Consider the following 14094-nt stretch of genomic DNA (forward strand, 5'->3'; position numbering starts at 1 on the left):
ATCCGCAACGGAGTTGAGGAGCTGCCGTCATGGCCAAGGTGCTCTGCGTCCTGTACGACGACCCGACCGACGGATACCCGAAGACCTACGCCCGCGACGACATCCCCGTCATCGACCACTACCCGGGCGGCCAGACCACCCCCACGCCCGAGGCCGTCGACTTCACCCCCGGCCACCTGCTGGGCAGCGTCTCCGGCGAACTCGGCCTGCGCTCCTTCCTGGAGCAGGCCGGCCACACCCTCGTCGTCACCTCCGACAAGGACGGCGCGGGCTCGGTCTTCGACCGTGAGCTGGCCGACGCCGACGTCGTGATCTCGCAGCCGTTCTGGCCGGCGTACCTGACCCCCGAGCGCATCGCCGCCGCGAAGAACCTGAAGCTCGCCGTCACCGCCGGCATCGGCTCCGACCACGTCGACCTCGACGCCGCCATCGCGCACGGGGTGACGGTCGCCGAGGTGACGTACTGCAACAGCATCAGCGTCGCCGAGCACGTGGTGATGATGATCCTCGGCCTGGTCCGCAACTACCTGCCCTCGCACCAGGTGGTGCTCGACGGCGGCTGGAACATCGCCGACTGCGTGAGCCGGTCCTACGACCTGGAGGGCATGCACGTCGGGACCGTCGCCGCGGGCCGGATCGGCACCGCGGTGCTGCGCCGCCTGGCGCCCTTCGACGTCAAGCTGCACTACACCGACCGCACCCGGCTGCCCGAGTCCGTCGAGCGCGAGCTGAACCTGACCTTCCACGAGAGCGCGGCCGCCATGGCCCCGCACTGCGACGTCGTCACCGTCAACGCGCCCCTGCACCCGGAGACCGAGGGCCTGTTCGGCGACGAGCTGCTCGGCACCATGAAGCGCGGCGCCTACCTCATCAACACCGCGCGGGCCCTGATCGTCGACCGGGACGCCGTCGACCGGGCGCTGCGCAGCGGGCAGCTGGCCGGGTACGCGGGCGACGTCTGGTACCCGCAGCCCGCGCCCGCCGACCACCCCTGGCGCACCATGCCGCACCAGGGGATGACCCCGCACATCTCCGGCTCCAGTCTCTCCGCCCAGGCCCGCTACGCCGCCGGCACCCGGGAGATCCTGGAGAACTGGCTGGCCGGCCGGCCCGTCCGTGACGAGTACCTGATCGTCGACGGCGGGAAACTGGCCGGCACCGGAGCCAAGTCGTACTCCGTGCACACCCGCTAGGGGTTCAGCCGGACCGGCAGCTCGAAGAGGTCGTTCTGGGTGACCACCGGCTTGTTGCGCAGCTCGGACGCCGGCACCGCCAGGTCCAGGCCGGGGAAGCGGTCGTACAGCGCGGGCAGCGCCACGCCCGCTTCCAGCCGGGAGAGCGCGGCACCCGGGCAGACGTGCGGGCCGTGCCCGAAGGAGATGTGCCGGTTCGGCGACTCGCGGGTGACGTCGAACTCCCCGGCGCTCGGCCCGTGCGCGTTCTCGTCGCGGCCTATCGCGGCGTACGACACGATGAGCGCGTCGCCCGCCGGGAGCACCTTGTCGCCGACCGGCACGTCCTCGGTGGCGAACCGGATCAGGACATGCGAGGTCGGGGTGGACCAGCGCAGGGTCTCCTCGACCACCGCCGGCCAGTCCACCTCGCCGGAGAGCACCCTGGCCCGCTGGTCGGGGTGGGTGGAGAGGTTGACCACCGCGTTCACGATCAGGGAGATCGTCGTCTCGTGCCCGGCCGCCACCATCAGCTGCAGGGTGGAGACGATCTCCTGGTCGGTGAGGTGGTCGCCGTCCTCGGAGGCCAGGATCAGCGCGCTGGTGAGGTCGTCGCCGGGCTCCTCCCGCTTGGCGGCGACCGTCGCCGCCATGATCCCGGCCAGCTCGGTGAGGGTCGCGATGACCTCCGCGGGCGGGGTCTGGGTGGAGAAGAACTTCTCGAACAGCACCTTCAGGCGCGGCAGTTCGGCCTCGTCGATGCCCATCAGGTCGGCGACGACGTACATCGGCAGCGGGTAGGCGAAGGCCGCCTTGAGGTCGACAGTCTCCTGGTCCGCCGGGAGGCCGTCGAGCAGGTCCTGGGTGAGCTTCTGGATCCGCTCCCGCATCTGCTCCACCCGGCGCGGGGTGAGCGCCTGCGCGACCAGCGTGCGCATCCTGCGGTGGTCGGCGCCGTCCACGGTCAGCATCGAGCGGCCGGGGTTGGCCAGGCCGATCAGCGGCCAGTCCGGCGCGATCTCCCCGCGCTGCCAGGCCCCCCACACGTTGATGTCCTTGACCAGGCGGGGGTCGGTGAGCAGCGCCTTCGCCTCGGCGTGGTGCGTGACGGCCCACACGGGGACTCCGCCGGGCAGTTCCACGGCGGCGAGCGGACCGGCGGCGCGCAGCCGAGCGCTCTCGCCTTCGAGGTCCGTGACGAAGGGGTCGAGGGCGATCCGGGTTTCTTCGGTACCGGTCGTCATCGTGGCATGCCTCCCAGGGCAGGGTCGGAGTACTGCGCCGATCGGTGTGCTGCTGCGCCGAACTGTCGCTGGTGACTACAGGGCGGGTACGGGAGTGAACCGGACGGGCAGCTCGGTCAGCCCCCGCAGCCAGGGCGAGGGCCGGCGGGTGAGGCTGTCGGCGGGCACCGCCAGGTCGATGTCCGGGAGCCGGTCGAGGACCACCTCGATCCCGGTCCGCGCGACCACCTCGGCGACCTCCTGGGCGGGGAACGGGCAGCGGTGCTCGCCGTGCCCGAAGGAGAAGTGCGCGTAGTTGCCGCCGGTCAGCGCGGAGGCGTCGGTGCGCACCTGCGGATCGGAGTTGGCGCCCTGGAAGCTGAGGATCAGCAGGTCGCCGGCGCGGATCCGGCGGCCGCCCAGCTGCGTGTCGCGGGAGGCCCAGCGGCCCGCGATGTTCTGGCTGGGGGTGTCCTCCCACAGCACCTCGTTCATCGCCTCGGCGACGCTGTTGCGCCCGCCGAACAGCGAGGCGGCGAACCGGTCGTCGGTGAGCATCAGCCGCAGCGAGTTGCCGATCCAGTCGGCGGTCGGCTGGTGCCCGGCCGCCATCATGACCATCAGGTCCTGCATGATCTCTTCGTCGGTGAAGCCGCTCTTGTCCTGGAGCATCCGCGACACCACGTCGTCGGCCGGGTCCGCCTTCCGGTCGGCCAGCAACTGCGCCATGGACGAGCCCAGATGCTGCTGCCCGGCGATCGCCCGCTCCCGCCCGTCGATCATGTCGTTGAGCGCGGTGACCAGGCCGGGCCCCTCCTCGTCGGCGAAGCCGTACAGCCGGGCAAGGACCCGCACCGGCAGCAGCATCGCGTACTGGCCGATCAGGTCCGCCTCGCCGCTCGTGCACAGCCCGTCGATCAGCTCGTCCGCGAACCGCTCGGCGTGGCCGCGCAGTTCGAACGGGTCGACGGCCTCCAGCGCGTCGCTGATCATCCCGGCCCGTTCGCGGTGCCGTTCGCCGACCGTGTAGAGGATCGACGGCTGCTTGCGGCCGATCATCGGCAGCAGCGGCCAGTCGTCGGGGATCGTGTCCCACTGGTTCCACAGCTCCGAGTCCCGGCTGAACAGCACCGGGTCGCCGGTCACCTGGTGCAGCTCGCGGTAGCCGACCACCAGCCAGGCAGGCACGTCGCCGTCCAGCACGACGGGGGTGACGGGACCGTGGTCGCGCCGGATCTCGCGGTACAGACGCGCCGGCTCGGTCTGGAACCGGGGGCCGCCGAGCGGCACGGCTTCGGGGGTCACACGAACTCCTGTCGGGGCAGGTCCGCCGGTGCGGACGGGCCGGCGTACCGGTTCTTGACGTGCTGGACAAGCGTGATCAGCACCTGCTTGCCGGACTCCCGGGACCGGGCGTCGCAGTTGACCAGCGGGACGTGCGGGTCCAGGTCGAGGGCGTGCCGGACGTCCTGGGGCGTGTGCACGGGGCCGCCGAAGTCGTTGCAGGCCACGATGAACGGGGTGCCGTGCTTCTCCAGCCGGTCGATGGCGTACCAGGAGTCGCCGATCCGCCGGGTGTCGACCAGCACGACCGCGCCGAGGGTGCCGGAGAACAGCCGGTCCCACAGGAACCAGAACCGCTCCTGGCCCGGCGCCCCGAACAGGTACAGCACGTTGCGGGCGTCCAGGGTGATCCGGCCGAAGTCGAAGGCGACGGTGGTCGCGGACTTGCCGCGCACCTCGCGGATGTCGTCGACCGCCTCGCCGGCCTGGGTCATCGTCTCCTCGGTGTTGAGGGGACGTATCTCGCTGACCGAGCGGACCAGAGTGGTCTTGCCGACGCCGAAACCGCCCACGACCACGATCTTGAAACCGTGGTCGGCGGAGGCACCCAACGGGGTGCGCGCGTCAGAGGTTGCGGAGTCCAACGAGCACCTGCTCCAGGATGTCGGGGTCGGTGATGGCCGGCCGGTGGGGGTGGCGGGCGCTGACCCGGCCGGCCGCCTGCAGGTCGCCCAGCAGGATCTTGGTGATGCTCACCGGCAGCCTCAGCTCCGCGGCGATCTCCACCACCGAGGTCGGGAACTCGGCCAGGCGCAGGATCGCCGCGTGCTCCGACTGCATGCCGGGCGTCGGTTCCGACTCGGCGACGACCAGGGTGACCAGGTCGAAGGGGCTGTCGGGGCCGGTGCCGCTGCGGCCGCCGGTGATGGTGTACAGGCGGTCGGGCGCGTCGTCCCTGCCCGGGCGGCTCATGACGTGCGGGGCTGCGCGGTCAGGTGCTCGCCGAGCTGCTCGACCAGTTCGCTCATGTTGTGCCCGACCAGCCCGGGGTCGGCGTCCTCGCTGGTCACCACGGCCAGGTGGGCGCCCTCGCCGGCCTCCACGATGAACAGCACGCCCCCGTAGAACTCGGTCATCGCGGACCGCACGCCGCCGCTGCCGTCGCCGAACTCGACGGACGCCCCGTGCGACAGCGACTGGATGCCGGCGGCGATCGCCGCGAGCTGGTCGGCCTGGTCGACGGAGAGCTCCGGGGTACGGCAGAGCTTCAGCCCGTCACGGGAGAGCACCAGGGCGTGCCGCGCGCCCGGGGTGCGCTCCAGAAGGCCTTCGATGAGCCAGGTGAGCTTGTCGTCGGCGGTGGTCCTGCCGGTCATGAAGTGGGGTCGCCTTCCGGGTACGCATGCGGGTGGGACGTGAGCTCTGGACCGGGCTCCGGGTGGGGCGCGGGGACCGGGTCGTGCGCGGGGGTGGGGGAGTACGGGGCCGCCGGTTCGCCGGCCGCGCCGGCGGTTTCGGCGGAGTGGGCGTCGTGCGTGGCCGGGCGGACGGCCTGCCGGAAGCTGTTGAAGCGGGCGGCGCGGACCTGGGCGTCCGCGGCGGCGGGCGCGGGGCGCGGCTCCGGCGGCTGGGGCGCCGCCCGGCGCTCGGCCTCGGCGAGGGTCCGGCCGCGGCGCCTCCTGGGCAGCCCGGTGGCCCCGTCCTCGTCGTCGTCCTCGTTGGGCTCGGCGGCCGACTCGTGCACGGGTACGGGGTCGAGCGGGGCCGGTACCGGTGCGGCCGGATCCGTCTCCTGTGCCGAGGAGGGTTCGTCGTCGACCGGGCGGGTCAGCAGGTCCTGCGGGACCAGCATCAGCACCCCTGTGCCGCCGCGCGCCGACGGCCGGAACGACACCTTCAGGGCGTGCTTGCGGGCCAGCCGGCCCACCACCGCGAGCCCCAGCCGGGTGCCGGCCAGACCGCCCAGCTCGGTGCTGTCACCGGCGACCGCGCGCTCGGCGCGGCGCAGCTGCACCTCGCCCATCACCAGCCCGCTGTCCTCCACGGACACGATCACCCCGGCCGGCACCTCCTCCACGTACACGTGGACCTCGGCCGTGGGCGGCGAGAAGTTGGCCGCGTTGTCGAGGAGTTCGGCCAGTGCGTGCATGACACCCTCGGCGGCGTGCCCGGCGACGGCCGTCTCGCTCACCGAGTGCACCCGCACCCGGCGGTAGCCGCTGATGCGGCCCATCGCACCGCGCAGGATCGACTCCATGCTGATCGGACGCGCCCAGCGGCGGCCGGACCGCGCCCCGGTGAGCACGGCGATGGAGTCGGCGAGCCGGCCCGCCTGGGCCGTGCGGTGGTCGAGGTGCAGCAGGTCGGCGAGGACCTCCTCGTCGGAGTGCCGGTCCTCCATGGTCCGCAGGTCGGCGAGGGTGGCGGTGGCCAGGGCCTGCATGCGTCCGGCCGCGTTGCCGGCGGCGGCGATCGCGGCGGCGCGTTCCCGCGAGGCGCGCTCCAGTTCAGCGGTGAGCCGGGCGTTCTCCTGCTGGTACCAGTCGAGTTCCTGGCCGCTGTCCTGGTGGATCCGCGCCCGCTCCTGCTCGAAGGAGTCGGCGAACTCGCTTCGCTGCTGCGCCAGTTCGTCGATCAGCCGCTGCTGCTCCTGGCGCGCCTCCTCGGTGGTCCGGGCCTGTTGCTGGAGCAGCCGCCCGATGTCCTGGCTCACCGCCTCCAGCCGGCGCCGGGCGGCGCGGGCGGCCCGCGCCGCGTGCACGGCCCAGGTCACCGCCGCGCACAGCAGCAGGGCGGCCGCGCTCGCGCCGACGGCGAGGGGCGTGCGTACCGAGTCCGGCGCGGCGGTCGCCGCGGCGACGACCGCGAGGGCCGACACCACCGCGGTCAGCGCGAAGGTCGGAACGAGCGTACGGAGGGCAGGTCGTTCGCCGGGATGCGTGGGCGCGGTCATCGGTCCGGTCTGGTCCTCGGAGCAGGTAGGGATGTGTGTCCGGTGAAGGAGTTGTGACGCTCGGTGCTGAACTGCGCGTCACTATACGAGAGTTCGTGATCGAAACAGAACGGTTCCGGTCTCATCGCAGAAATCCCGCACCGGGAAAGGTGACTTGCTGTGCTCCGGCTGTGAACGATCTTATGCGCCGCCGTGTCCGAAGGTGTCCGCCACGATCGCGGCGGCCTCCCTGACCAGCGGGGAGTCGGCCCCGGCGGTGGCGTCGGAGTGGGTGGAGAGCACGGCGACGACGAGCGGGGCCCGGCCCGGCGGCCAGGCGATCGCGACATCGTTGGCGGTGCCGTAGCCGCCCGTTCCGGTCTTGTCGCCGACCGTCCAGTCGGCGGGCAGCCCGGCGCGGATCCGCTCACCGCCGGTGGTGTTGGCGAGCAGCCAGCCGGTGAGCCGCCGCCGGTCGGCACCGGCCAGGGCGTGGCCGACCAGGGCGTGGCCGACCGTCAGTTTCGCGTACGTCGTCGCGATGGCCAGTGGACTGGTGGTGTCGGTGACCCGCCCCGGCTCCGCGGAGTTCAGCTCCGGCTCCCACCGGTCCAGGCGCGTCACCCCGTCCCCGAGCGAACGGCACAGCCTCGTCACCGCCACCGGGCCGCCCAGTTGCTCCAGCAACAGGTTGGCCGCGGTGTTGTCGCTGTACGAGATCGAGGCTCCGCACAGCTCCGCGACGGTCATCCCCGCGGCGAGGTTCTCCGGCTTTCCGGTGACCGGGGCGCCGCCCGCCCGCTCGACATCGCCCTCGTCGTAGTGCACGACCCTGCCGAGCACGTCCTCGCCCAGGTCGCGCAGGACGGCGGCGACCGCGAGCGGCTTGTGCACCGAACACATCGGGAAGAGCTCGCCTGCCCGGTACCCGAGCCGCGCCCCCGAACCGGTGTCCCGGGCGAACACCCCCAGCCGGGCCCCGTGTTCGCGTTCCAGGGCACGCAGCCGCGCGGTCGCCCCCGGTCCGGGCCGGGCGGCCACCGCCGCCCCCAGGGCCGAGGCCAGCACCGTGCGACGCGACAGGTTGCGCATTACTGCTCCTTTACCGGGACGACGCTCAGGGGGACGCGATCGCGGCCGTGCGGGTTCAGCCGTGGACGGGTGATAAATCCGACGCCGGTATCCGGCCGACCGTAGCTCCCGCATCGTCGCAAATGATCCAAACGTCTATACGATGACGCGTGGAACGGCCCGGCCGCGGAGAACCTCTTGGAGGGCGCAGGCCGACGGCGGGGACGGTGTCGAGGGGGCGATGCCTTTCATGGAAGGCGACTGGAGCCGGGTGGCCGCGCGGGCGGTCCGGTTCGTGCGGCGCACGCTGTGCGACGAATGGCACGCCATCGTGGTGGAGCCGGTACGGCAGCTGGTGCGGCGCGGGCTGTCCGGGCTCGTGCTGGCGTTCGTGGCCGCGTTCGGCGTCATCTTCTTCCACGGCATCGCCCAGCACCCCTTCGGCCGGCGGCTGGTGTGGCACCTCGGCGGGGTCACCGCCGACCTGCCCCTGTGGCTCTCCCTGCTGCGCACCCCGGTGTCGCTCTACGTCCCGGCGCTCGACCTGCCGGTCTGGGCGGGCATCACCCAGCTCTTCCTCGCCTTCGCGCTCGCCGAACTCACCCTCGGCCGCGGCCGCACCCTCGCCGTCGCCTACCTCACCACCTTGGCCGGCACGATGACCGCGCGGGTGATGGTCGAGCTCGGCCCCGGCTGGTGGGGTTTCGGCCTGCCCCCGGAGGTCGGCCGGATCCTGGACACGGGACCGTCCGCCGCCGTGGTGGGCCTCTTCACCTACCTCGCGGTGGTCCGCCGCGCCCCCGTCGTCTTCACCCTCACCGGCGGCTCCATGGTGTGGGAGTCCGTCGCCGTACCGAACCTCGCCGGCCGCGAGCACCTGATCGCCGTGGCCGCCGCGATCGTCCTGGGCCTGCTGCACGGCCGCCGGCTGCCGCTCCTCGCCCGCCTCGCCGGCCGCCTCGACGCCGCGCCGCGGCCGCCCCGGTCCGACCCGCCGGTACCCCGCCCGGACCCACCGCGCCACTCCGTACCCTCCCCGCGCCGCCCCGCGAACTCCCCAACCCTCCCGGCTTCCCCGAAACCCCATATGTCACGCGGCTGACACGCCGAACCGCTCAACCACGTCAATGTGATGGTTTTCGCACTTCAGCCGGTCCGGCCAACCCCTAATGTTGCGCGGGCTACGGCAGGGCGCGGCTGACACCATGGTGTTCGTCGCCGGCAGGCTGAAGGGATCCAGGGATGTTCCGCAAGGTGCTGGTCGCCAACCGTGGAGAGATCGCCATCCGCGCATTCCGCGCGGGCTACGAGTTGGGTGCGCGCACGGTCGCCGTCTTCCCCTACGAGGACCGCAACTCGCTGCACCGGCAGAAGGCCGACGAGGCCTACGAGATCGGGGAACCGGGACATCCGGTGCGCGCCTACCTCTCCGTCGAGGAGATCGTGGCCGCGGCCCGACGGGCCGGGGCCGACGCCGTCTACCCCGGCTACGGCTTCCTCTCCGAGAACCCCGAACTCGCCCGCGCCTGCGAGGAGGCGGGCATCACCTTCGTCGGGCCCAGCGCCCAGACGCTGGAACTGACGGGCAACAAGGCCCGCGCGGTCGCCGCCGCCCGAGCGGCCGGCGTACCGGTGCTCGGCTCCTCCCAGCCCTCCAACGACATCGAGGAACTGGTCCGCGCGGCCGACGAGATCGGCTTCCCGCTGTTCGTGAAGGCGGTCGCCGGCGGCGGTGGCCGCGGCATGCGCCGGGTCGAGGACCCGGCCGCGCTGCGCGAGTCCATCGAGCAGGCCTCCCGGGAGGCGGCCTCCGCGTTCGGCGACCCGACCGTCTTCCTGGAGAAGGCCGTCGTCGACCCCCGCCACATCGAGGTGCAGATCCTCGCCGACGGCGAGGGCAACGTCATCCACCTCTTCGAACGCGACTGCTCGCTCCAGCGCCGCCACCAGAAGGTCATCGAGCTGGCCCCCGCGCCCAACCTCGACCCCGAACTGCGCGACCGCATCTGCGCCGACGCCGTCCGCTTCGCCCGCGAGATCGGCTACCGCAACGCCGGCACCGTCGAGTTCCTCCTCGACCCCGCGGGCAACCACGTCTTCATCGAGATGAACCCCCGCATCCAGGTCGAGCACACGGTCACCGAGGAGGTCACCGACGTCGACTTGGTCCAGGCCCAGATGCGCATCGCCTCCGGCGAGAACCTGGCCGACCTCGGCCTGTCCCAGGAGACGGTGAAGCTGCACGGCGCCGCCCTCCAGTGCCGGATCACCACCGAGGACCCCGCCAACGGCTTCCGCCCCGACACCGGCCGGATCAGCGCCTACCGGTCCCCGGGCGGCTCCGGCATCCGGCTCGACGGCGGCACCACCCACGCCGGTACGGAGATCAGCGCGCACTTCGACTCCATGCTGGTCAAGCTGACCTGCCGGGGCCGGGACTTCAAGGCCGCCATCGGCCGCGCCCGGCGTGCCGTCGCCGAGTTCCGGATCCGCGGGGTCGCCACCAACATCCCCTTCCTCCAGGCGGTCCTGGACGACCCGGACTTCCAGGCCGGCCGGATCACCACCTCGTTCATCGAGCAGCGCCCGCACCTGCTCACCGCCCGCACCTCCGCCGACCGCGGCACCAAGCTGCTCACCTACCTGGCCGACGTCACCGTCAACAAGCCGCACGGCGAGCGCCCCCACCTGATCGAGTCGACCACCAAGCTGCCCCCGCTGCCGGCCGGGGAGCCGCCCGCGGGCTCCCGGCAGCGGCTCGTCGAGCTCGGCCCCGAGGGGTTCGCGCGCGCCCTGCGCGAGTCACCCACCATCGGCATCACCGACACCACCTTCCGCGACGCCCACCAGTCCCTGCTCGCCACCCGCGTGCGCACCAAGGACCTGCTCGCCGTCGCCCCGGTGGTCGCCCGCACCCTGCCCGAACTGCTCTCCCTGGAGTGCTGGGGCGGCGCCACCTACGACGTCGCGCTCCGCTTCCTCGCCGAGGACCCCTGGGAGCGGCTGGCAGCCCTGCGCGAGGCCGTCCCCAACATCTGCCTCCAGATGCTGCTGCGCGGCCGCAACACCGTCGGCTACACCCCCTACCCGACCGAGGTGACCGACACCTTCGTCCAGGAGGCCGCCGCCACCGGCATCGACATCTTCCGCATCTTCGACGCCCTCAACGACGTGAACCAGATGCGCCCCGCCATCCAGGCCGTACGCGAGACGGGCACCGCGGTCGCCGAGGTCGCCCTCTGTTTCACCGCCGACCTGTCCGACCCCGGCGAGCGGCTCTACACCCTCGACTACTACCTGCGGCTCGCCGAGCAGATCGTCGACGCGGGCGCGCACATCCTCGCCGTCAAGGACATGGCCGGCCTGCTGCGCGCCCCGGCCGCGGCCAAGCTGGTCTCGGCGCTGCGCAGCGAGTTCGACCTCCCCGTCCACCTGCACACCCACGACACCGCGGGCGGCCAGCTCGCCACCTACCTCGCCGCGATCCAGGCGGGCGCGGACGCGGTGGACGGCGCGGTGGCCTCCATGGCCGGTACCACCTCGCAGCCGTCCCTGTCGGCGATCGTGGCCGCGACCGACTACTCGGAGCGTCCCACCGGGCTCGACCTGCGGGCGATCGAGGACCTGGAGCCGTACTGGGAGAGCGTCCGCAAGGTCTACGCCCCCTTCGAGGCGGGCCTCGCCTCGCCGACCGGCCGCGTCTACCACCACGAGATCCCCGGCGGCCAGCTCTCCAACCTGCGCACCCAGGCCGTCGCGCTGGGTCTCGGCGACCGCTTCGAGGACATCGAGGCCATGTACGAGGCCGCCGACCGCATCCTCGGCCGGCTGGTCAAGGTCACCCCGTCCTCCAAGGTGGTCGGCGACCTCGCCCTGCACCTGGTCGGCGCCGGGGTGAACCCGGCGGACTTCGAGTCGACGCCCGACCGGTTCGACATCCCCGACTCGGTCATCGGCTTCCTCCGCGGCGAGCTGGGCACCCCGCCCGGCGGCTGGCCCGAGCCGTTCCGCACCAAGGCCCTCCAGGGCCGCGCCCCCGCCAAGCCGGCCCCGGAGCTGTCCGCCGAGGACCGCGAGGGCCTGGCCAAGGAGCCCCGCACCACCCTCAACCGGCTGCTGTTCCCGGCCCCGACCCGCGAGTTCGAGACGCACCGCCAGACCTACGGCGACACCAGCGTCCTCGACAGCAAGGACTTCTTCTACGGCCTGCGCCCGGGCAAGGAGTACGCGGTCGACCTGGAGCCCGGCGTCCGGCTGCTGATCGAGCTCCAGGCGGTCGGCGAGGCCGACGAGCGCGGCATGCGCACGGTGATGTCGAGCCTCAACGGCCAGCTGCGGCCGATCCAGATCCGCGACCGGGCCGCGGCCTCCGACATCCCGGTCACCGAGAAGGCCGACCGCGCCAACCCCGGCCATGTCGCGGCCCCGTTCGCCGGCGTGGTCACGCTCGCGGTGGCGGAGGGCGCCGAGGTCGAGGCGGGCGCCACGGTGGCCACGATCGAGGCCATGAAGATGGAGGCCACCATCACGGCCCCGAAGGCCGGCCGGGTCTCCCGGCTCGCCATCAACCGCATCCAGCAGGTGGAGGGCGGCGACCTGCTGGTCGAGATCGCCTGAGGCCGGACAGCCCCGAGGGGCGGGGGATGGCCGGGTCAGCCCGGCCCCCCCGCCCTCCCCGGCTACGAGCGGGAGAAGTGCGCGCCCAGCAGGGCCTTCAGCAGGTTGGGGTCGCGCTGGGTGAGGTAGGCGGCGCTCGCCACGAACACGTCGCGGCCGCGCACCGCCAGCGAGGTCGGGTTGGACAGCCCCTCCTGCACCGTCAGGACGCTGCCGTGGCTGCCGTCCGGGGCGACCAGCGCGACCTCGTTGGACGGGCTCAGTGCGGCGAGCACGAGGTCCGAGTGCCCGGGGAAGACGAAGTCGTCGACCCCGGTGAGGCCGGTCGCCCTCGTCTCGGTGGGCCCGGCCGAGCCGTCCGCGCCGACCGGGATGCGCAGCAGCGTGCCCCGGTCGGTGTTGGTGACCCACACCGCGTCCTTGTGCACCTTGACCCCGTTGGCGCCGAAGCCGGTGGCCGACGGGAGCCCGGAGAGTTCGGCGCCGGTGGCCCAGGACGTGGGCGTGCCGCCCGACTGCGGGATGCGCCACACCGTGCCCAGCGCCGAGTCGGCGGCGTAGAGCACGCCGTGCCGCTCGTCGAGGGCCAGACCGTTGGGCAGGCCGTCCGCCGGCAGCTGGGCGATCTGCTCGGGCGAGCCACCGCCCGCCGGGATCCGCCAGACGCCGGTCCTGCTCGTGCCGGTGGCGTAGTTGACGTACAGCGTGCCGTCGTGGGCGCGGGCCAGGCCGTGCGTGACCGCGCTGCTCACCAGGGGCGTCCGGGGATGGCTCTCGTCGGGCAGGGTGGCGAGGACATGGACCCGGCGCTCCCGGGTGACCTTGACGACCTGCCGGGCGAACGCGAAGGACATGTCGACCGAGCCGCCCTGCTCGGCGACGACGCTCTCGGGCGTCTGTCCCTGGGCCAGATCGAAATGGGCGACGGTGTGCGGGCGGGAGAGGACCGGCTCGTCGCCCGCGGCCGGAACCGCCGCGAGCAGGCCGATCGCGACCACGGCCGGGGCGACGACGGCCCGGCGGGGGAATCGGGGCATGTGACCTCTTTCGACGGGAGCGCAGTGCTCCGGCGTACCGGTCACACCAACATGACGCCTGTCCGCCCCCGGGCCGCGGCAGCCGTGGCCGCTACGTCGCCCGCCCGGCGCACGGCGTGGCCCCGCATGCCGCGCAGCCGGGTGACGGCCCCGCTCAGTTCCACATGGCGTACTTCATGACCTGCGCGTATCCTTCCGGCTTCGCACCGGAGTAGGTCAGGTTCAGCCGTGTGAAGTGCTGGACGTTGGGGTGCTTCGTCCAGGAAGTCGGGCGGTCGAGCCGTACGGTCACCGGGTACTTGTGGAACTTCCCGGCCGCGCAGTACGGCTTGCAGTCGTTCACCATGTTCACGCCCTGGGCGACCGCCGCGGTGTCGTTCCACTGGGTCCAGTGCATGCCGGTGAGGAGGCTGTTCCCGTCGCCGCAGGCCAGGATGAAGTCGGCCGGCCGGTACCGCTGGTGCCAGAGGCAGTCGACGAGCACCGGGTGCTGGGCCGACGCCGCCGCCGACGGTGTCGGCGGCGTTGCGGAGGCCGTCGTCATGCCCGCCGTGAGCAGCAGGGCCGCCCCGAGTCCGATCGCCGTTCCCACCACTGGTCGCATGGTCGCTCCCGCCCGTTCGGTCGTACAGGTCCTCTTCGACGCTACGACCGTCCTGCGAGATCTACCACTTGCGGAGTATTCGCCAGTCCGTTCCTGTCGTGCCCGCCGGTGGCGCCTCCTCGGCGGCCGGCGCCGGGATGCCGGGCGCCGACCG

General features: G+C 72.7%; 12 protein-coding genes. 3 read left to right on the plus strand and 9 right to left on the minus strand.

Annotated features, from left to right (window positions below):
* Positions 1–29 precede the first annotated feature (29 nt).
* Positions 30–1193, plus strand: coding sequence for an NAD-dependent formate dehydrogenase (locus ACIQVL_RS29220; protein ID WP_403425858.1), 1164 nt, complete (start codon positions 30–32; stop codon positions 1191–1193).
* Here the strand turns inward: ACIQVL_RS29220 and ACIQVL_RS29225 are convergent.
* From ACIQVL_RS29225 to bla, 7 genes are all read right to left on the minus strand, one after another.
* Positions 1190–2416 (minus strand): cytochrome P450, encoded by a 1227-nt coding sequence (locus ACIQVL_RS29225; protein ID WP_403425856.1) that lies wholly within the window; start codon positions 2414–2416, stop codon positions 1190–1192. The genes ACIQVL_RS29220 and ACIQVL_RS29225 overlap by 4 nt on opposite strands.
* 75 nt (positions 2417–2491) lie before the next feature.
* The gene (locus ACIQVL_RS29230) at positions 2492–3700 is read right to left on the minus strand and encodes a cytochrome P450 (protein ID WP_403425854.1); all 1209 of its coding nucleotides are present in this window, start codon (positions 3698–3700) and stop codon (positions 2492–2494) included.
* Entirely contained in the window at positions 3697–4323 is a 627-nt protein-coding gene (locus tag ACIQVL_RS29235) for a GTP-binding protein (RefSeq protein ID WP_403425851.1), read from the minus strand. The genes ACIQVL_RS29230 and ACIQVL_RS29235 overlap by 4 nt, the downstream gene beginning before the upstream one ends.
* Positions 4304–4651 (minus strand): DUF742 domain-containing protein, encoded by a 348-nt coding sequence (locus tag ACIQVL_RS29240; RefSeq protein ID WP_366360709.1) that lies wholly within the window; start codon positions 4649–4651, stop codon positions 4304–4306. The genes ACIQVL_RS29235 and ACIQVL_RS29240 overlap by 20 nt, the downstream gene beginning before the upstream one ends.
* A complete protein-coding gene (locus tag ACIQVL_RS29245) occupies positions 4648–5055 on the minus strand; it encodes a roadblock/LC7 domain-containing protein (RefSeq protein ID WP_123979438.1) in 408 nt (135 codons plus the stop codon). The genes ACIQVL_RS29240 and ACIQVL_RS29245 overlap by 4 nt, the downstream gene beginning before the upstream one ends.
* Positions 5052–6632 carry an ATP-binding protein gene (locus ACIQVL_RS29250; RefSeq protein ID WP_403425847.1) on the minus strand — a complete coding sequence of 527 codons (1581 nt, stop codon included), beginning with the start codon at positions 6630–6632 and terminating at the stop codon, positions 5052–5054. Before ACIQVL_RS29250 ends, ACIQVL_RS29245 begins: the two co-directional genes overlap by 4 nt.
* Before the next feature lie 180 nt (positions 6633–6812).
* Complete coding sequence (bla, locus tag ACIQVL_RS29255) at positions 6813–7703, minus strand: class A beta-lactamase (RefSeq protein WP_403476788.1); 891 nt, start codon at positions 7701–7703, stop codon at positions 6813–6815.
* Positions 7704–7923: 220 nt separating this feature from the next.
* Between bla and ACIQVL_RS29260 the strand changes: the two genes are divergently transcribed.
* Both ACIQVL_RS29260 and ACIQVL_RS29265 read left to right on the plus strand, forming a co-directional pair.
* Complete coding sequence (locus tag ACIQVL_RS29260) at positions 7924–8784, plus strand: hypothetical protein (protein ID WP_403476789.1); 861 nt, start codon at positions 7924–7926, stop codon at positions 8782–8784.
* Positions 8785–8924: 140 nt separating this feature from the next.
* Entirely contained in the window at positions 8925–12299 is a 3375-nt protein-coding gene (locus ACIQVL_RS29265; RefSeq protein ID WP_403476790.1) for a pyruvate carboxylase, read from the plus strand.
* A gap of 62 nt (positions 12300–12361) precedes the next feature.
* On the opposite strand, the gene ACIQVL_RS29270 is transcribed toward ACIQVL_RS29265, so the two are convergent.
* On the minus strand, positions 12362–13336 hold the full coding sequence (locus ACIQVL_RS29270; protein WP_403425840.1) for an SMP-30/gluconolactonase/LRE family protein: 975 nt from the start codon (positions 13334–13336) through the stop codon (positions 12362–12364).
* Between the two features lie 154 nt (positions 13337–13490).
* Positions 13491–13940, minus strand: a complete 450-nt coding sequence (locus tag ACIQVL_RS29275) for a hypothetical protein (protein WP_403425838.1) — start codon at positions 13938–13940, stop codon at positions 13491–13493.
* Positions 13941–14094 lie beyond the last annotated feature (154 nt).

Origin of the sequence: Streptomyces sp. NPDC090499, assembly GCF_044769305.1 — a bacterium.
Classification (GTDB): Bacteria; Actinomycetota; Actinomycetes; order Streptomycetales; family Streptomycetaceae; genus Streptomyces.